The organism is Weeksella sp. HMSC059D05 (assembly GCF_001809725.1).
GTDB lineage: Bacteria > Bacteroidota > Bacteroidia > Flavobacteriales > Weeksellaceae > Weeksella > Weeksella virosa.
In genome coordinates this window covers 71,844-90,664 of the sequence record NZ_KV798518.1, presented here as the reverse complement: position 1 = coordinate 90,664, position 18,821 = coordinate 71,844, and the positions used below count along the sequence as shown (strand labels likewise).

General features: G+C 36.1%; 20 protein-coding genes and 1 other RNA gene. 8 read left to right on the top strand and 13 right to left on the bottom strand.

Annotated elements, in window-relative coordinates:
- Together HMPREF2660_RS01290 and HMPREF2660_RS01285 are read left to right on the top strand one after the other, a co-directional pair.
- Window positions 1-805, top strand: an 805-nt coding sequence (locus HMPREF2660_RS01290) for an RHS repeat-associated core domain-containing protein (RefSeq protein ID WP_070485338.1), incomplete at its 5' end; no start/stop codon positions are given.
- A 79-nt stretch (window positions 806-884) separates the two neighbouring features.
- On the top strand, window positions 885-1,268 hold the full coding sequence (locus HMPREF2660_RS01285) for a hypothetical protein (protein WP_070485336.1): 384 nt from the start codon (window positions 885-887) through the stop codon (window positions 1,266-1,268).
- 38 nt (window positions 1,269-1,306) lie between these two features.
- Here the strand turns inward: HMPREF2660_RS01285 and HMPREF2660_RS01280 are convergent, their stop codons facing one another.
- The 3 genes from HMPREF2660_RS01280 to ssrA all read right to left on the bottom strand — a co-directional run bounded on the left by HMPREF2660_RS01280 (window position 1,307) and on the right by ssrA (window position 2,345).
- Window positions 1,307-1,552 carry a hypothetical protein gene (locus HMPREF2660_RS01280; protein ID WP_369021502.1) on the bottom strand — a complete coding sequence of 82 codons (246 nt, stop codon included), beginning with the start codon at window positions 1,550-1,552 and terminating at the stop codon, window positions 1,307-1,309.
- 50 nt (window positions 1,553-1,602) lie between these two features.
- The gene (locus HMPREF2660_RS01275; protein WP_070485332.1) at window positions 1,603-1,791 is read right to left on the bottom strand and encodes a hypothetical protein; all 189 of its coding nucleotides are present in this window, start codon (window positions 1,789-1,791) and stop codon (window positions 1,603-1,605) included.
- A gap of 153 nt (window positions 1,792-1,944) precedes the next feature.
- Window positions 1,945-2,345, bottom strand: a transfer-messenger RNA (tmRNA) gene (gene ssrA / locus HMPREF2660_RS01270).
- Window positions 2,346-2,505: 160 nt separating this feature from the next.
- Between ssrA and HMPREF2660_RS01265 the strand changes: the two genes are divergently transcribed.
- A complete protein-coding gene (locus HMPREF2660_RS01265; protein WP_070485330.1) occupies window positions 2,506-4,008 on the top strand; it encodes an aldehyde dehydrogenase family protein in 1,503 nt (500 codons plus the stop codon).
- Between the two features lie 62 nt (window positions 4,009-4,070).
- Window positions 4,071-4,448 (top strand): DUF779 domain-containing protein, encoded by a 378-nt coding sequence (locus tag HMPREF2660_RS01260; RefSeq protein ID WP_013597961.1) that lies wholly within the window; start codon window positions 4,071-4,073, stop codon window positions 4,446-4,448.
- Here the strand turns inward: HMPREF2660_RS01260 and meaB are convergent.
- From meaB to HMPREF2660_RS01245, 3 genes are read right to left on the bottom strand one after another with little or no spacing between them, the layout of a single operon-like run.
- On the bottom strand, window positions 4,445-5,410 hold the full coding sequence (gene meaB, locus HMPREF2660_RS01255; RefSeq protein ID WP_070485328.1) for a methylmalonyl Co-A mutase-associated GTPase MeaB: 966 nt from the start codon (window positions 5,408-5,410) through the stop codon (window positions 4,445-4,447). The genes HMPREF2660_RS01260 and meaB overlap by 4 nt on opposite strands.
- A gap of 37 nt (window positions 5,411-5,447) precedes the next feature.
- A complete protein-coding gene (gene thiL, locus HMPREF2660_RS01250; RefSeq protein ID WP_070485326.1) occupies window positions 5,448-6,497 on the bottom strand; it encodes a thiamine-phosphate kinase in 1,050 nt (349 codons plus the stop codon).
- Complete coding sequence (locus HMPREF2660_RS01245) at window positions 6,498-7,004, bottom strand: acyl-CoA thioesterase (RefSeq protein WP_070485324.1); 507 nt, start codon at window positions 7,002-7,004, stop codon at window positions 6,498-6,500.
- A gap of 102 nt (window positions 7,005-7,106) precedes the next feature.
- Between HMPREF2660_RS01245 and HMPREF2660_RS01240 the strand changes: the two genes are divergently transcribed.
- A complete protein-coding gene (locus HMPREF2660_RS01240) occupies window positions 7,107-7,943 on the top strand; it encodes a universal stress protein (protein ID WP_013597957.1) in 837 nt (278 codons plus the stop codon).
- A 112-nt stretch (window positions 7,944-8,055) separates the two neighbouring features.
- Here HMPREF2660_RS01240 and HMPREF2660_RS01235 read toward each other — a convergent pair whose 3' ends face one another.
- From HMPREF2660_RS01235 to HMPREF2660_RS01225, 3 genes are all read right to left on the bottom strand, one after another.
- Window positions 8,056-9,408, bottom strand: coding sequence for a TlpA family protein disulfide reductase (locus HMPREF2660_RS01235; protein ID WP_070485322.1), 1,353 nt, complete (start codon window positions 9,406-9,408; stop codon window positions 8,056-8,058).
- A 31-nt stretch (window positions 9,409-9,439) separates the two neighbouring features.
- On the bottom strand, window positions 9,440-9,913 hold the full coding sequence (gene rnhA, locus HMPREF2660_RS01230; RefSeq protein ID WP_013597955.1) for a ribonuclease HI: 474 nt from the start codon (window positions 9,911-9,913) through the stop codon (window positions 9,440-9,442).
- Window positions 9,914-10,023: 110 nt separating this feature from the next.
- Window positions 10,024-10,770, bottom strand: coding sequence for a lysophospholipid acyltransferase family protein (locus tag HMPREF2660_RS01225; protein WP_013597954.1), 747 nt, complete (start codon window positions 10,768-10,770; stop codon window positions 10,024-10,026).
- Between the two features lie 118 nt (window positions 10,771-10,888).
- On the opposite strand from HMPREF2660_RS01225, the gene pgi reads away from it, so the two are divergent.
- Entirely contained in the window at window positions 10,889-12,547 is a 1,659-nt protein-coding gene (gene pgi, locus HMPREF2660_RS01220) for a glucose-6-phosphate isomerase (RefSeq protein ID WP_070485320.1), read from the top strand.
- 29 nt (window positions 12,548-12,576) lie between these two features.
- Here pgi and HMPREF2660_RS01215 read toward each other — a convergent pair whose 3' ends face one another.
- Window positions 12,577-13,272: a YjjG family noncanonical pyrimidine nucleotidase gene (locus tag HMPREF2660_RS01215; protein WP_013597952.1), complete on the bottom strand. Its 696-nt coding sequence runs from the start codon at window positions 13,270-13,272 to the stop codon at window positions 12,577-12,579.
- 54 nt (window positions 13,273-13,326) lie between these two features.
- On the opposite strand from HMPREF2660_RS01215, the gene HMPREF2660_RS01210 reads away from it, so the two are divergent.
- Window positions 13,327-14,592 (top strand): lipopolysaccharide biosynthesis protein, encoded by a 1,266-nt coding sequence (locus HMPREF2660_RS01210; protein ID WP_070485318.1) that lies wholly within the window; start codon window positions 13,327-13,329, stop codon window positions 14,590-14,592.
- Between the two features lie 21 nt (window positions 14,593-14,613).
- Entirely contained in the window at window positions 14,614-15,864 is a 1,251-nt protein-coding gene (locus HMPREF2660_RS01205; RefSeq protein WP_070485316.1) for an oligosaccharide flippase family protein, read from the top strand.
- Here the strand turns inward: HMPREF2660_RS01205 and radC are convergent.
- From radC to HMPREF2660_RS01190, 3 genes are all read right to left on the bottom strand, one after another.
- Complete coding sequence (radC, locus tag HMPREF2660_RS01200) at window positions 15,861-16,562, bottom strand: RadC family protein (RefSeq protein WP_070485315.1); 702 nt, start codon at window positions 16,560-16,562, stop codon at window positions 15,861-15,863. The genes HMPREF2660_RS01205 and radC overlap by 4 nt on opposite strands.
- Window positions 16,549-16,983 (bottom strand): hypothetical protein, encoded by a 435-nt coding sequence (locus HMPREF2660_RS01195; RefSeq protein WP_141743529.1) that lies wholly within the window; start codon window positions 16,981-16,983, stop codon window positions 16,549-16,551. The genes radC and HMPREF2660_RS01195 overlap by 14 nt, the downstream gene beginning before the upstream one ends.
- 90 nt (window positions 16,984-17,073) lie before the next feature.
- On the bottom strand, window positions 17,074-18,756 hold the full coding sequence (locus tag HMPREF2660_RS01190; protein WP_070485312.1) for a glutamine--tRNA ligase/YqeY domain fusion protein: 1,683 nt from the start codon (window positions 18,754-18,756) through the stop codon (window positions 17,074-17,076).
- Window positions 18,757-18,821: the final 65 nt, after the last annotated feature.

Here is an 18,821-nt window from a genome sequence, read left to right as displayed (position 1 = left end):
TAAGTTTAACGGTAAAGAGTTACAAAATGATTTTGACATCAACTTATACGATTACGGTGCACGAAACTATGATCCAGCTTTAGGACTTTGGATGAATGTTGACCCACTGGCGGAGAAATATCCAGGCATCTCACCTTATGCGTATGTGGCTAATAACCCGATAATGTTTATCGACCCAGACGGTAGAGAGATTGTCATACCTACATCATTGAAAGGTTCTCAAAGAAGACAAATTATGAGGCAGTTAAATAGATTAACAAACGATAAGCTTTCATATGATAAAAGTACTGGACAGGTAACTATTTCCAGAACAGGGTCAGGTAGTAAGGTCAAAGGAACAGAATTGATTAGTCGATTAGTAAGTTCTTCAGAAACCATTACTATTGACTATCAAAATAGCTTAGGTCGTTTTAGTGATGGTGTTGGAAATAAAGCAAAGGCTGATGATTATACTAAAGCTGGAGATGGTACAGGTTCGGGAGGAGTTGTAAGTTTTGACCCGGATTCTAAAATAAAACCGCTTACAGAAAACCCAAAAACAGGAAACGCAGAAGAGAAAAGCAGACCTAAACGGATAGGATTAGGTCACGAATTAATACACGGATTGCATTATGTTGATGGAGATTGGTCTCCACCAAGTGACCAGACGACTCATACATATACAGATGAGAATGGTAACCCTCAAACACAAACAGTAAGAACAGAAGAAGCAAGAACTGTAGGTGTAGGAGGAAATAAGCCCGGAGATATTACAGAAAATGACCTCAGAAAAGAAAACAATCAAAATAAACGTGTCGCTTATTAATATGTCGAAAATAGTTAGTGTGTTCGCTTTAGTATTTTTGTTTTGTGGTTGTTATGCACAACATACGAAACAGTCAGTTATGGAACATAAATACGAACTCCTTTTTTATCCTGTTGGTTCCCCCCAAGATGTTAGGTATTCAATAACTATAAATAAGGATAATATTAAGGCTGAAAATCATCGTTCTACAAAGAGTAATAAGAACACACATTACACGGGAAAACTATCCTTACAGCAAAAGGAAAAATTATATTCTTTATATAATAGTGTTATTACAAAGCCTGTTATTAGAAAAGACCTTTCCGTTTTGGATACGTGGTCTGTTGTTCTACTTGTAGATGATGAAAAAGTTTACGAAGATGATGATTTTTCGTTTGAAACCCCACCAAAAGAGATAGCAGAATTGATTAAATACCTTGTAAAGATTGGCGTTATAAAGATTGAGTTATATGGTTTTTCATAAATAAAAAATCCCGGGCTTAACAGCTTGGGATTTTTGTTTTATCCAAACGCCTGTTTGGTCCTTACATTTTGCAGTAGTCCGTCAATGGCATAGATAATACAGTGCCTGTCTTCATCGGGCAATGTACTAATCTCATTTAGTCTTTTTAGCATTGTAGGGTCTTTTAGTACGTTAGTTTCTTCCGTTTCTCCCAACAAGTAACCTACGGTAGTATCTACGAGCTTAGCGATACTTTGAGCCGCTTTAATGGACGGCATCATCTCATCACGTTCATATTTACCAATAACGGAATAAGAAGTATTTAAAAGCTTTGCTAAATCTGTTTGCGATGTTTTTATCTTCCTCTTCTACGTGTTTGGTTTTCTTCTTCTTTCATTTCTTCTTCTCTTTTTAGTCTTGCATCTTGATACATGTCGGGATCATTGACATTTAAATTGATATCGCTTTTATTTTGTTTTTGCTGTTGCTTTTTCGGATTTGAAATACTATTGATGCTATTAATTTCGTTTGAAACAATGTTCATATCAACTGTAATCTATTTTGCTATCTCAGGGAATTTATCAATTAGATTTCTCTGAACTTGGATACATTATGCAAAGAAAAACTCGGGCTAAAATTAGGATACAGTCCCTGATTTAGTCCGAGTTTTTTATAATTCACTGATATTCAGCATGAGTTGTGGAGCTGGCGGGATTCGAACCCGCGTCCAAACAAGTAACCAATAAGCTTTCTACACGCTTAGTTTATTCTCTATTTTCGACTTACAGCCAGAAACAAACATCTTGCTATAAGCTTAGTTTCTAAATTTTCGAATGACTTGCGAAACAAAAGTCAATCTATCCTTACATTCCTGTGCCTCTGTATCAAACGCCGTAAGGCGAGGCTTTTGAGAGACATTCAGCTTTCGTACCTTGTACGAACGTGGCTTGAGACTTACTATAATTCGGTCGATTAAGCAGCTAAAGCGTATTCTTCGTTGCCAGTTAAAAAGTCGAAGTGCCAGATTAACGTGCGTACACAACATTGCACGACGTGCTTACTTATCCATTATCCTTGCTGTCAAAACCAGTCAGCCCCAGATTTTCAAATATTCGGACTGCAATACTACAACAATTAAGCCAAACTAGAAAATTGTAATCCATCTAATTATTTATTTTTTTTAACAGATTTTATCCCATAAATGATATATTTTCACAGAAAGTAAATTTCATTAATCTTTAAATAAAAAATTAAAAATATGAGTTTAGTACAATTACCAGAACTTAAGCAGACTTACGACAACTACATTAACGGAAAATTTGTTGCGCCTGTCCAAGGAAAATATTTCGATAACATTTCACCAGTTACAGGTAAGGTTTTTTCTAGAGCTGCTCATTCATCCAAAGAAGATATAGAGTTCGCTGTAGATGCGGCTAACAAAGCTTTTGAGACTTGGAGCAAAACGTCTGCAGCTGAACGAAGTAGGATTCTAAATAAGATAGCTGATCGGATGGAAGAGAATCTAGAAAAAATAGCGGCAGTAGAAACCTATGATAATGGAAAACCTGTACGTGAAACTCTCAATGCAGATATTCCTTTAGCAATTGATCATTTCCGATATTTTGCAAGTGTAATTCGAGCAGAGGAAGGCTCATTGAATGAGTTGGATAAAAACACGGTCTCTCTTATTGTTAATGAGCCGATTGGTGTTGTGGCGCAAATTATACCGTGGAACTTTCCAATCCTAATGGCAGTTTGGAAATTGGCTCCCGCTCTTGCTGCTGGATGCACAGTTGTATTAAAACCTGCAGAAAGTACTCCTGTCTCTATTATGTATCTATTCGAGTTGATTGGCGATTTGATTCCAGAAGGAGTCGTAAATATAGTAAATGGTTTTGGATCCGATTTAGGGCGTACCTTAGTTACCAATCCTAAAGTTGCCAAAGCTGCTTTTACAGGTTCAACCGCAACAGGTCGAATGGTGATGCAGTATGCAACCGAAAATATCATACCAGTTACATTAGAATTAGGTGGAAAATCTCCGAATATTTTCTTTGAGTCGGTCATGGCAGAAGATGATGATTATCTTGATAAAGCACTGGAAGGTGCTGTGTTGTTTGCATTAAATCAGGGAGAAATCTGTACTTGTCCGTCGAGATTGTTGATACAAGAGTCCATTTACGATCGATTCATAGAAAAAGTAGTACAACGAACAGAAGCCATAGTAACGGGAAATCCTCTAGATACAAATACAATGATAGGAGCACAAGCTTCGAAAATTCAATATGATAAAATTCTTAATTATATCAAACTTGGTAAAGAAGAGGGAGCAGAATTATTAACCGGTGGTGAAGCCAACCCGTTAACAGGAGATATTGCAGAAGGTTATTACATCAAACCCACCTTATTCAAAGGGGATAATAAAATGAGAATTTTCCAAGAAGAAATCTTCGGACCGGTTTTGGCTGTTACAACCTTCAAGGATCAAGAAGATGCAATACGTATTGCTAATGATACTATTTATGGTTTGGGAGCGGGTGTTTGGACTCGAGATGCGCATCAATTATATCAAGTTCCGCGTGCGATCCAGGCAGGTAGAGTATGGGTAAATCAATACCATAGTTATCCAGCAGGTGCTCCTTTTGGTGGGTACAAACAATCGGGTATCGGACGAGAAAATCACAAAATGATGTTAGACTATTATCGCCAAACCAAAAATATGTTGATTTCTTACGATAAAAAGAAATTAGGTTTTTTTTAAGTTAAAATTATGATAAAAGAGAGTTTTTACTCTCTTTTATTTTTATTAAAAATACAATTAGGATGATCAGTAGAGTAGATGCAACTGATAAAGCAAAAGAATTGTTAGCACAATTAAAAGAAACACACGGAGATCTAATGCTCTATCAGGCTGGCGGATGTTGTGAGGGTACGCAACCTCAGTGTTTCGTGAAAGATGGATATTATCTACGCACCAATGATGTTTGTATCGGTGAAGTAGATGGAGTAGAGTTTTGGGTAGATAAAGATTTGTTCGAATATTGGAAAAATGCCCACTTTACATTAGATGTTATCGACGGTTTTGGCGCTGGTGGTTTTTCGTTAGAAATACCGTTAGGCAAAACTTTTCGTATCGATTATCGCTTGTTTACAGCGGAGGAGTTAGAAAATTTAGTACCCGTAAAACGTAACGAAGTTTAGACATTTGGCATGTCTCCCAATTGGTTTTTGATCCAGTTTTGTGCAGTTTCGAAAGCCGTTTCATCGGTGTGTTCTTGTAGTGGAAATCGAGATAGCAAAGCTTTTATTCTTTTCTCTGCCAACTCGAAAACATAGTTTTTGGTTTGCTGTGCTCTTTGTTCTTTTCTATTGCGTTCGTAATAGCCATTCTCGAGAATAAAATCAAAATACAATTCTATTTGTTCCCAAAGAGTGGCAATGCCTTCTCCTTTCAGTCCAGAACCAAGGATTGTTTTTCGTTTCCACCCAGAGGGTTTTGCAGGTAGAAATTGTAAAGAACGTACAATATCCAATTTTGCTTCTTTCGAAAGTTTTTCTTCGAAAATATCCGTTTTGTTAATAAATATTAGATCAGCCATTTCCATAATTCCTCTTTTTATACCTTGCAAATCGTCTCCCGAACCAGGAAGTTGAAGAAATAAAAACAAATCGGTAATCGAGTTCACCAAAACTTCAGATTGTCCTACACCTACTGTCTCAATCAGGATATGATCAAAACCAGCGGCTTCACAAAGCAACATGCTTTCGTAGGTTCTGATAGTGATTCCGCCCAAATTTCCATTGTTTGCACTTGGACGGATGAAGGCGTTTTTTTCTCTAGCCAATTCTTCCATCCGTGTTTTATCTCCAAGGATACTTCCTTTTGATAAGATACTACTCGGATCGATTGCCAAAACCGCAACTTTTTTTCCACGATTCACCAACAATTTCCCAAGAGATTCGATAAACGTACTTTTACCAACACCCGGAATTCCAGTAATCGCAATTCTTTTCGAGTTTATTTTTGCTGGCTCTAATGCTTTGATTAGTTGTTGTACAAAAATCTGGTGTTCTTCTTTTGTGCTCTCGGCAAGCGTAATCGCTTTACTCAAGCAAGCAATATCGCTCTGCGTAATCGCGTTTTTATAGTCGATGAGATTCATGGCAATCAGTTTTTATTTAAAATTTTGGTAGGATGAATTAGGCTTCCTGCTCTCGCCAACCTTGTGCGACTAATGGAACTTTTTGTTCGTTTCCTTTGGTGATTAAGAAACTTCCTTCTTTTTCTTCACCTACATATCCAATGATTGAGAAGTTAGGATTTCCTTTTATCTTATCAAAATCTTTTTGTTTGATAGTGAACAATAGCTCGAAATCTTCCCCTCCGCTCAGGGCACAGGTGATTGGGTTGATATTGAATTCTTCTGCGGTTCTAATAGTTGAAGGGTCAAGTGGTATTTTCTCTTCGTATATATTCATACCCAAACCGTTTTCTTTGGCAAGATGCAAAACTTCAGAAGATAATCCATCCGAAATGTCTATCATCGAGGTAGGCTGAACGTCTAATTCTTTTAGAAGTTCGAGTATATCTATTCGTGCTTGTGGTTTTAGTTGTCGCTCGATCAGGTATGTATAATTACTAAAATCGGGCTGATTGTTAGGGTTTACTTTGTTTACTTGCGCTTCTCTTTCAAGAACTTGTAATCCCAGAAAAGCACCACCTAGATCGCCAGTAACCACTAATAAATCTTTGGGTTTTGCACCTTTTCTGTACAGAATCTTTTCTTCTTTTGCCGAACCAATTGCGGTAAGAGAAACACAAAGTCCGCGAGTAGATGAAGTTGTATCTCCTCCTACAACATCCATTTTTAGTTGATCACAGGCGTATTTTATACCGTTATAAATTTCATCAACAGCTTCTATGGTAAATCGATTCGAGAGAGCAATATTTACCAATAATTGTTGGGGTTTTGCATTCATGGCAATCAAATCACTTGCGGTGGCCATTGTTATTTTATAACCCAAGTGACGTAATGGCATATAATCCCATCGAAAATGAATTCCTTCTATAAAAATTTCAGAAGTCACCAAAGTTTTTTCGTCTTTGTAGTCGATTACTGCTGCGTCATCGCCGATTCCTTGTAGGGTAGAAGTTAGTTTGGGTGGGAATCCTAAGGCTATTTGCTCGATAAGGCCGAACTCACCTAATTCATCTAAACTGGTTTTGGATATTTTTTTATCGTCTAACATTTACATATTTTTAAAAGTTGTAGGATCTATATTCTGAGGAAAAGAAGGTAGTTTTTTGAGGTCGGCTTTGGTCAACGTTTTTATTTTTCTTTCTCCAACAGATTTTTTCAGCTGGGCCAACATTTCGGCTGGCGGTGCCTTCATTTTTCTGTCGATAAGAGAAAACCAAACACCGGTTAATTGGCTATGACAAAGGTGTGTGCCATCTTTTCGGTAGAGGTTGTGTACAAAAGTGTATAGCATTCCGTCTTCCGACATTCCGTCGATTTCTACGGTAATATAGATTTCTTCGCCTTCGTAGGCTTCTCTAAAAAAAGAAAATTGCTCGTGTAAAATAGCAGGACCTATTTGTAATTTTCCTAAATCTTTCATGCTGATGCCAAAATCTCGAAGAAATGCAATCCGAGTAAAGCTAGTAAAATTCATATAAGAGCTATTCGCTAAATGGCGATTTGCATCCAAATCAGACCAGCGAACGATGGTTTTTTGGTAATACGTATTTTGCATAAAAAATCATTATACCACAAATATAAAAATTAATTAATGTAGAGAATTGGGAAAAAAAGTTGTAAATTATCGGAAATAAAAACAGCTAATATTTATTTAGACATGAAAAAGATTCTTTTTCCTACAGATTTCTCAGAGACAGCAAATAATGCGTTGGTTTATGCATTGAATTTAGCAGAAAATCAGAACGCAGAGTTATACGTTTTGCATACGTATAGTGCACCAATTGTGAATGGTGGCTATAGTCCAGAATTGGTTTTTACAGTTTATGAAAGTATCGAATTAGGTACGTTTGAGAATTTTAAAGATCAAATTCCTGCAATACGAGAAATTGCAGAGCGACATAACTTGGGACATATTCCTATGAAATTTATTTTGAAAGAAGGTTTTCTGGTAACCAATATTCAAGATATTGTAAAGGAAGAAAATATAGATGTTGTAGTGATGGGAACCAATGGCGCCTCGGGGATAGATAAGGTTTTGTTTGGGTCTAATACTATAAATGTCGTTAGTAAAATAAAAACACCTGTGCTTTGTGTACCGATAGATGCCGAATTTAGAGGGATAAAATCTATTTGTTTTACAACCAATTTCGAGGAGAAGGACATCGATACTTTATACCATATGATTGAGATTGCAGAGCGTTATAATGCTATTGTACATTGTGTAAACATCAACAATAAAAATGAAAATATAGAAGAATTGCAAATCTGGAAAGAACGTTTTAATGACGAGCCAGTGCAGTTCCATATAGTGTATAATGAGAAAGATGCCGAAAAAGCGGTTTTGGATTTTATCGATACCAACCAAATAGATGTAGTGGCTTCTGTTGCAAGACACAAAACGTTTTTCGAGAAAATTTTTGGGCGTAGTTTCACCAAGAAGTTAACGTATCATAGCAAAATTCCGGTGTATGTTTTTCATGAACAAAAAGAATAAATTTATTTATCAAATTTCTTCATAAACTATTTGGGAAAAAGTAGAAGCAAAGTTGGTACATTACTCGTCGAAGCTTCTACTTTTTTATTACCATTTTTGATAGAAGGAGTAGTTAACGAGCCAAATTGGTGTCTATCAGTTGGCGTATACTACTTTGCGAAGGATTCGGAGCATTGAGACTAATGATTTTACCATCTTTCCCAATCAAGACAAATCGTGGAATGAAACGAATATTAAGTTGCGAGAGGAAAGCATTCGATGTCAGGCTTTCTGCTCCAGCAAAAAGTTGCTCGAAAGGAAATTTTTGCTGTGCTACCACCTTTCTCCAAATCTCTTTGTCGTCTTCTTTATCGATAGAAATTCCTAAAAAAACAATGTCTTTACCCGCATAGTCAGCAGCCAACTTTTTCAGGTGCGGAAACTCCATAAAACAAGGTCTACACCAAGTTGCCCATAAATCTATATAGACCAATTTGCCTGTAAAATGGCTTAGTTCGATTTGTTCGTTTTCCGAGTTCGGAAAAGAAAATGATAAGCTTGGCTGACTGCGAATTTCATCCAATTTCTTTTTTGCTTCTTCGGCCGCTTCTATAATAGTTTTATCTTTTGTGTTATTTAGGATGGTTGCGTACGTTAAATCACTTTCACTCGAATTTTGATAAATGTTCGGAATCAAGTTTTTAAGAAATTGATCTTTGATTTTTTGTGATTTTATTTTCTCTACAACATCAGGTAAACGCTCTGTGAGTAATTGTTCATCCAACACATATCCTACCAAATAACGGTATGATGGAATACTGTTATAATCCTCTTCATTGTTGATGTCTATGTTTTTTAGTTCTGCTTCTATTTCGGGGGTAAGTTGAGGTTTTTTATTATAGAAATAGGCATATGCATCTACATAAGCATACAAATGCAGCAAATATTGATAGTGTAAATTCTTTTTTTCGGCCTCGTAGAAAGTCAGTTCTACTTGTGGTTCTATTTTTTTTAGATTATCTAGAAAATGATGGTAATGTTGCTGCAGATTGTTACGGAATTCTTCTGCAGGCTTATTGTAGAACTTTTTTTCATCAGAGAGAATTTCGCCGATTTTTGCATCTTTCTGCATCAGGAAATTATTTCTTATTGCACCAGTTCCAGTAAATTTTAGACTGTTTTCTAAATTGATATAATCGGCATCAATCATGATTTGGTCACCTGGGATTAGATATATCGGAAAATCATTTCTACCATCGGAAAATCGGTAATAGCCTTCATGTGAAATATTCACAGTATCAGAAAAATTTCCATCCGGGTCAATCGGAAAACCTTTTTCTCTGTTGTCTAATATCAAATATATACTATCGATATTGACATTTTTTAGGTGTCCAGAAAAAGTGATTTGTGGTTGATCACCTTCTGTTTTACAGCTGAAAAACCCCAATAACAATAAGCTCAGGATAAATAAGATGCTTTTTCTCATGATTTCTCTCTTCTTTTTTACAAAAATACAGTTAATTTTGGTTTAGATGTTGTTCAAAGAAGTGATCAATCTCGAAATTTTCTTTTGTGTTTGATGCCAAAACAGCTAATTCATCTGCACGCTCATTCCAAACATTTCCTGCATGCCCTTTTACCCATACAAGTTGCACTTGATGTTTCGGGTAAACTTGAAGAAAACGTCGCCATAAGTCTTCATTTTTTTTGCCTTTGAAATTTTTTTTCATCCAACCAAAAACCCACTTTTTTTCTACTGCATCTACTACATATTTGCTATCGGTATATATGGTAATAGGCGTATTGGGTTTTTTTAGCATTTCTAGTGCAACAATCACCGCAAGCAATTCCATTCGGTTATTGGTAGTGAGTCGATAACCTTTATTTACTTCTTTTTTTATTTTTTTTTCAGTTTCCAATAAAATCAAACCATAACCTCCTGGTCCTGGATTACCAAGAGATGAGCCGTCGGTATAAGCAATTATTGCCATGTGAAAGTTTTAGGTGGTTTTTGTGTAAAAAATTATTTGGTTAAGCTAAAGTTTTCAGCTAGCTGTTATAGGATTACAAAAATACGTTGCCGAAACCGAGGAAGCAAACCTTATTGGCGACAGTTTTGTAAATCTTGCCAAAGGAGTTGATGGCATTTTTGTTTCAATTGGTCTTTGGTCGAATGATTGTATCCTTTGGGGTGAACAATCGCACTGAGTTTTACGTGAACTTTGCCAGGATAGCCATGAAAATAATCAAATGGGAACATTTTTTTTAGGCCACAAATCGTGAAAACTGCAACAGGAGTTTGGGTTTCGATCGCGATAGAAAAAGCCCCATCTTTGAAATTGTCTAAATCGATAGACATATCATCGGGTACGCCACCTTCTGGGAATATAAAAATACTAAGACCATTAGCTAGGCGTTCTTTGGCCTCAGGGTAAACATTTGCTCTACTCTTAATATTCGAACGATCAACCGGGATACAAATCCGTTTGTATATCAACCCGAAAATAGGAATGCGTGATAACTCTGCTTTTCCTACGAAAACTATCGGGTGTTTTTTTAGGATATGTAGCATTAATAATACATCGACAATTGAGGTGTGATTGGCAATAAAAATATAGGTTTGATTGGGGTCGAGCTCTTCTTTACTAGAATAATCATCTCTAAAACCCATGCCGTAGAACATAAACGTTCCCCAAAATTGGATAAATCGATAAGCGATTGGGTAGGTAGAATTAGAAAAAGATAAGGGAAGAACAATAAAAAGTCCGATTGGGATGATATAAATACTAGCGAGTAGTAAAAACCAGATTCGCCAAAGAATATTTAGAAATCCACACAAATATTTCATGTTTTTTAGGCTGATAAGTAGAGCGAAGATAAAGCTTTCGGTTTACAAAACAGATGCAAACGAAGAAATTTTCATAATTTATTTTGTAAATTTGGTGTGATTTTGCTTAATATTAAACATGACCCTACCTAAAATAAATCCACAAAAAACCAATAGTTGGGCACGACTGATGGAGCATTTCTATGAAATGAAAGGTATTACATTAGCAAACTTGTTTACATTGGATAAATATCGATACCAAAAATTTTCTATAGAAACAGAAAATATACTATTCGATTATTCTAAAAATATTCTTACTCAAGAAACAATAGATTTGTTGTTGCAGCTCTCAGACGAATGCAAATTAAAAGAGGCTATTAAACAGCAATTTAAAGGTGAAAAAATCAATGAAACAGAAAATAGAGCTGTATTGCATACTGCTCTGCGAAATCCTAACCAGAAAGGCTTAAAGGTAGATGAAGAAGAAATTACACCCAAAATAAACAAGGTCTTAGGGCAAATGAAAAGCTTCAGTCAAAAGGTAATTTCTGGCGAATGGAAAGGCTATACAAACTTGCCTATTACCGATGTAGTGAATATAGGTATCGGAGGTTCTGATTTGGGGCCGCACATGGTCGTAGAAGCGCTAAAAGCATATAGTAATCATCTAAAGATTCACTTCGTGTCGAATGTAGATGCTTCTCATTTGCAAGAAACAGTTCGTCTGCTTAATCCAGAAACAACTCTATTTATCATTGTCTCTAAAACGTTTACAACCCAAGAAACCATGACCAATGCAACATCAGCAAAATATTGGTTTTTAGAAAACGGAGGCACAGAGCAGACCATAGCACAACATTTTGTAGCGGTTTCTGCTAACGAGAAAGCAGTAGAAGATTTCGGAATTGATCCTCAACAAATGTTTGTATTTTGGGATTGGGTTGGAGGACGTTATTCACTTTGGAGTGCAGTGGGGCTCAGTATTTGTTTGGCTGTAGGGTATGATTATTTCGAAGAACTCTTGTCGGGTGCACAACAAATGGATGAACATTTTCTAACAAAAGATTTCAAAGAAAATATTCCTGTATTAATGGCTTTAATTGGCATTTGGTATACAAACTTTTTCGATGCCGAAACTTATGCAATTTTTCCTTACGATCAATATTTGCATCTTTTTGTTCCGTTTCTACAACAATTGGATATGGAAAGTAACGGAAAATCAATCGATCGTAATGGAGAAAAAGTATCCTATCAAACCGGTCCTGTAATTTGGGGTGAACCTGGGACGAATGGTCAGCATGCGTTCTATCAATTATTGCATCAAGGTACTAAATTTATACCTGCAGATTTTTTGATTGCTGCCCAACCAGTGCACTCGATAGGCGATCATCACCAAAAATTAATGGCTAACTTTTTGGCTCAGACAGAAGCATTGGCTTTTGGTAAAGATAAAGAAGCGGTTATTAAGAAAATGAATCAACAACAATTTCCTGCAGAGGAGATTCAACAATTGGTTGCGCATCGCTGCTTCGAGGGAAATCATCCTACCAACTCTATTTTATATAAAAAGTTGGAGCCTAGGATCCTAGGAGAGTTGATTGCGATGTACGAGCATAAGGTTTTTGTACAAGGAATTATTTGGAATGTTTTTAGTTTCGATCAATGGGGAGTAGAGTTGGGTAAAGAAATGACAAAGAAGATTTTGCCAGAACTCATCAGTAATCAGCAAACTACAAACCATGATTCTTCTACAAACGGACTTATCTCTCAGTATAAAAAATGGCAAATATGTGAATAGAGCTTTGCTAGGATGGAGTACAAAAGAGATTATAAAAACTCCTTTATTTCCTCTAATGTTTGGACATTTATTACTCCATCGTAGGTAAGCTTTTCATCGAATCGATCGAAAAATACCGAGTGCATCCCGAAATCTTTAGCTCCTACAGCATCGGCAATCCAATCGTCTCCTATGTAAACAGATTCTTCTTTTTTTGCTCCAGATTTATCCAGCGCATGTTGGAAGATTCTCGGGTCAGGTTTCAAGATTTGCAGTTCGTCTGCATAGGTCACAGTATGGAAATAGTTTTGCAAATTAGATGAGGTGATTTTACGTTGAGAAACTTCTATAAAACCATTGGTAATAATATGTAGTTGATAAGCTGGTTTCAGGTAATCGAGTAACTCGATTGCACCCTCCACCACCAAATTGTAGTTGGTAATCGTCTCCATATACTCTTTCTCGAAAAGTGCTGCCAAAGGTGCGTCGTCGATTCCCATATTGGTAAAAGCATCAAGAAAACGACGCTCACGTAATTCTTCTTTGGTAATTTTTTTGTCTCGGATAAGTTCCCACAAACCTTCGTTGCTGTCATGATAATAAGGATGAAATTCTTCAAAATCAAAACCATATTTTTCTTGTACTTCGTATTTCTTGTACAATTCTGCTAAAGCTAATTTCGCATTCCCACGGAAATCCCAAAGGGTATTATCCAAATCAAAAAAAATGTGTTTTATCGTGTCCATGTACGCAAAGCTACTATTTTTATGTAGATTTGTTAGTTAAGAAAAGCTGATCATTTGTTAAAAACTAAGATACAAAAGTTCCAGACCAAAAATGCCAAAGGTGTTTTATCGCTTTTGGCAGGTAACACTTTTGCACAAATGATCATGGTAGCAGGCGGTTTTGTGCTTGGTCGTTGGTATGGTCCAGAGTTTACGGGTACTTATAATGTTTTTCTTAGTTTTGTAGCCATTTTATCGATTCTTTGTTCTTTCCGACTAGAAAATATATTTGTTTTATCAAAATCACCTAGAGAAATAAGAAATTTATTTTCTTCCTTATTGGTTCTGAGTACAATATCAATTACATTGTTTTTTTTGGGTTATGCAGTCTTCGAACATATTATACCATTAGGAACATCGCTTTGGATTGTTTTTCTTAGTAGTCTTGGTGCACTTTTTTCCGCATGGATGAACATACAAACTTCACTTTTTACGAAGTATAAATTGTTTGAAAAAATCTCTAAGGGTTTTGTTATCAATGCTTTGTCTACTGTGTTTTTGCAGTTTGTTTTTTATGGTTTAGGATACAAAAGTAATGGTCTGATTTACGGAACTTTGATCGGAACGATTATTACTTGCTTCTATTTTTTTCGTATTACCAAAGGGCGGATAGTTTTGCCAGACTGGCAGAAATCAAAAAAAACAATACATGAAAATCGCGAGATTGTTCGATTTACTTTGCCATCAGAATCCCTGAACGTGGTAGCTAATAATATGATGAATATTCTTTTAGCATTTTATTTCTCGAAAACAGATGTCGGACTTTTTGCAATGTCAGCGAAAGTTTTGGTTACTCCTTTGGTTTTATTGTCCAACTCTATGTCGAAAGTATTTTTCCAGAAATCTGCTCAATTGGTTCATGCAAAAGCGCATCAATTGTATCGATTTTCATGGCAAGTAGTTCGGTATAATGTTTTTGCGATTTCGGTTTTTTTAGTTCTGATGAATACCATTGGCGTGTATTTATTAGATTGGATTTTGGGGCCAGAATGGCAAGGCTTACAAAAGCTTGTACGGATTCTTTCTTTTTGGATTCTTTGTAGAAGCGCACTCAACCCTATACAATCGGTGGTTATGGTCATTAAAAAAAATCATTATGCATTGATTTTCAATATATATTTGGTGTTGGTTACTTTTTTTGCTGTCTTTGTAGGAGGTTCTAGAAATGAACTTACTACAAGTCTAATCTTATACTCGTTTTTGGCTGGATTGGGCTATTTGATTCAACTCTTTTTTGTGATGAAAGCGCTGAAAAAAATATCCTCAAAAAAAACACCTTGATGATAATCAATAGAAATTATTATGCGTAGTTTTTTACTTTTTCTTCGAGATTTTGTCCGCAACAAAGGACTGATGGTTTTCTTGTCTATCCTAATCGAAAAAGTTACCGCTCTGGTAAATACTATCTTTGTTGTACGCCTGATTGCCCAAGAAGATTACGGACTAATAACATTAGTGGCCTCATTATTTGGTGTGTTTGCAGCTTTCAATGGTTTGGGAGCTTCACAGGGATTACTGCGGTTTGGTTCGCTCGAAAAAGAAATAGAAGACAAAGAAAAATTAGCTCATTCTATTTTCCGAAAAGGGCTTCAAAGACAACTTATTCTGCTCGTTTTCTTCATTATAACAGCGCTATTGTATGAACTGAAATATCCTGATATTTGGTTGATTGTATTGTTTTTTGCGGTACGATTAATTGGCTTTTATTTCTATATGTTCATAAAAAGCTACTACCGAATGCGGAACGAAAATGATCAATTTTCTAAAATCTCTATCACAATCAATATTGTTGGGTTGTTACTGGTCTTGGCTTTTACTTATTTCTATGGCATGTTTGGTTATCTATTTGGTTTGGCAATCACTCCGTGGATCTCGATTGTTTTCTTCCCGAGATTGTTGTTTGATTCTGCTCGTTCTTTCGATTTGAAACTGGATATGAAAACCTTCTGGAACTATTCTTTCAATTCTGCTTTAACCGCTTTCCTATCCGAAATGCTTTTTATTTTAGATGTTTTTATTATCGGGTTATTGCTCAACGAATTAGAGGTTGCTAATTATAAGCTCGCAATTATCCTACCGATGAATCTCATGTTTATCCCCGTCATTTTTATGCAAACTGATTATCCTAAATTGGTAGAAAACTGTCGTAACAAGCAATATTTACTTTTTTATATCCGCAACTATTATAAGCTTTTCATACCACTTAGTTTATTTTTTATTACGATAGGATTTTTTCTGAAAGATTGGCTTATTGGTTTTGTATTTGGAGAAAAGTACCAACACAATGGCTGGATTTTTTGGATAATTTTGATAGGAGTAGGAGCCAATATGTGTTTCAGAAATTTGTATAGTAATTTACTTTCAGCGGTTGGTTGGGCGCAAAAAAATACAATTGTAGCCGTCGTTTCTATCCTTATGATGACGATTTTAGGGTTTATTTTTACCTATTCTTTCGGGATTGTAGGAGCGGCAATTGCACTAACTATAACTTTTACTTCTATGGGGATTTTTTCGGCCTTTCTATTTTCCAATTATTTGAAACAATTATCCTAAAGCAAACCTTCATCTGCAAAACTAAAGTAGGATGTTTGCGTTACAATCAAATGATCTAGAATATTGATGTCGAGAACTTTTGCGGCTTCTTGCAGTTTTCTTGTTAATGAAAGATCACTTTCACTTGGTTTTAGGCTGCCCGAAGGGTGGTTGTGAGCCAAAATCATAGCGGTAGCCATCTGTTCAATTCCTTTCTTGAAAACGATTCTGACATCGACCAAAGTTTGAGAAATTCCTCCACGGCTTATTTGTTCTAATTTGAGGACTGCATTTCCTTGGTTGAGATACATTACCCAAAACTCCTCTATCGGTAAATCGGCCATCTGTAATTGTAGTAGTTGATAGGCATCTTGGCTACATGTAATTTTGGGGCGCTCTAGATGCAGTTGAGCGTTTCTTCTTCTGCCTATCTCCAATGCCGTAAGAATACTTATGGCTTTTGCTTCGCCGATACCTTTAAAACTACACAAATCCTTTACCCCAAACTTGGCTAATTCGTTCCAGTTATTATGAGCAGCTTTTAAGATTCTTTGTGCCAGTTGTACTGCAGATTCATCCCGATTTCCACTCCCCATAATTATGGCAAGTAATTCGGCATCCGATAATGCTGCTCGACCTTTTAGTAGTAATTTTTCTCGTGGTCGATCATCTTCTGCCCAACTTTTTATCGATTTTTTTTCTTGCTCATCGTTCTTCATAGTTTTCTTTCTTACCATTTTTCTCGTAAATGTCAGTGAAGCCATCATGGATTTCTTCAGTCAAAATCAATAGATTGTTTTCTATAGAATACGAATAACGATTTACACCTACTTCTAGAATAGGTAGAGGTTTTGTACTATGAATGCTTTGTCCGTATGTCAGGATATAATCCGATTCAGAAGCTTTTTTTCCCTGTACAAATTTTGTTATTTTTCGTTCGGTGATTAAGAGATATGTACCGTGGTTTTCTTTTGTTGCTGTGGGTGTATTGCCCGTAAGTCCACCGCTTCTCGATTTCCAAAACCATTTACCGGTAATAGAGTTGTCTTTTGGTTTTTGGTCGGATGAAAGAGATTGTGTTTTGCACCCCACCAGAAAAACAAGAATAAGGAGAAAAGAAAAAATACGGAGTTTGTTCATTTTTTTAGTTTTGATCGAATAGGTAAGATAATAAAAAAAGCTCGAAGAATACATCGAGCTTTCTAGATTTTATTTTTTCTACTAATTTGTTTACTTGTTTATTTTCGCCCAAGTGTCTTTTAAAGTAACTGTTCGGTTGAAAACCAACTTATCGTCTGTAGAATCACGATCGAGTGCAAAATAACCAATTCGTTGGAACTGAAATTTATCTTCTATTTTGGCACTCTTTAGCTCAATTTCACCGAATCCTTGTTTTATTTCTAAAGAATTTGGGTTGATGTATTGCATAAAGTCAACTTCTTTTTCTGCATCTGGAGATTCTACCGTGAATAGTCGATCATACAGGCGAACTTCGAGCGGAATATTATTATTTGCCGAAACCCAATGCAAGGTTCCTTTTACTTTTCTTTTAGAAGCTTCTGTTCCACTACCTGATTTAGAATCAGGGTCATAGGTTGCGAATATAGTCGTTATTTTCCCGCTTTCGTCTTTTTCTACTCTTTCTGCTTTGATAATATAGGCACCTTTTAGGCGAACTTCATTCCCTAATGAAAGTCGGAAGAATTTTTTAGGAGCTTCTTCCATAAAATCGTCGCGTTCGATGTAGATTTCTCTTTCGAAAGGAACTTCTCTAGAACCTGCATTTTCATCTTCTGGATTATTCTCTAAAACAAGGATTTCTTCTTGTTTTTCGGGATAATTTTCGATAATTACTTTTACTGGATCAATTACAGCCATGACACGTGGCGCTATTTTATTGAGATGGTCGCGAATTGCAAATTCTAGTAAAGAGATTTCCATAACGTTGTCGCGCTTAGCAATACCTGCTTTTTCCCAAAAATTTTTAATCGATTCTGGCGTATAACCTCTTCTGCGAAGCCCAGAAATTGTAGGCATTCGTGGGTCGTCCCAACCAGTAACAATTTTGTCTGTAACTAATTTTAGGAGTTTACGTTTAGAGGTAATCATATACGAAATGTTTCCTCTAGCAAATTCTCTTTGTTTTGGCTTTTGATGTTGACTTTCTAACTCGACTTGATCCAAATACCAATTATATAAATCGCGGTGATTTTTGAATTCTAATGAACAAAGCGAATGAGAAATGCCTTCTATGTAATCCGACTCTCCATGCGTCCAATCGTACATCGGATAGATTTTCCATTCCGTCCCGGTCCGATGATGAGGACGATTTAGGATGCGGTACATTACAGGGTCGCGCATATTCATGTTCGGAGAGGTCATGTCTACTTTGGCTCGCAATACATGTGAACCTTCTGGGAATTCACCGTTTTTCATTCGCTTGAAAAGTTCTAAGTTTTCTTCTACCGAACGATTTCTATAAGGCGATTCTATTCCAGGTTCTCCTGGATTTTTGCGCTGTTCATTGATCACTTCCGAGGTCTGATCATCCACATAGGCTTTTCCTTCTTTAATCATTATTACAGCCCAATCGTAAAGTTGCTGGAAGTAGTCAGAAGCATAGCGTTCTTCGGCCCATTCGAATCCTAACCATTTTACATCTTCTCGAATAGAGTCCACATATTCTTGTTCTTCTTTATCGGGATTCGTGTCATCGAAACGTAGATTAACAGGTGCATTGTATTTTTCTCCAAGACCAAAGTTTAGACATATTGCTTTAGCGTGACCAATATGTAAATAGCCATTGGGCTCTGGCGGAAAACGAAAGCGTAAATTCTCTCTAGGCATTCCGTTTGCCAAATCATCTTCTATGATTTGTTCGATAAAATTCAATGATTTTTTTTCTTCTTCCATGTTAAGTACGATTGAGTTTGCAAATGTACGAAAAATCAATAATTTTGTTACGAATTGATCCTTAA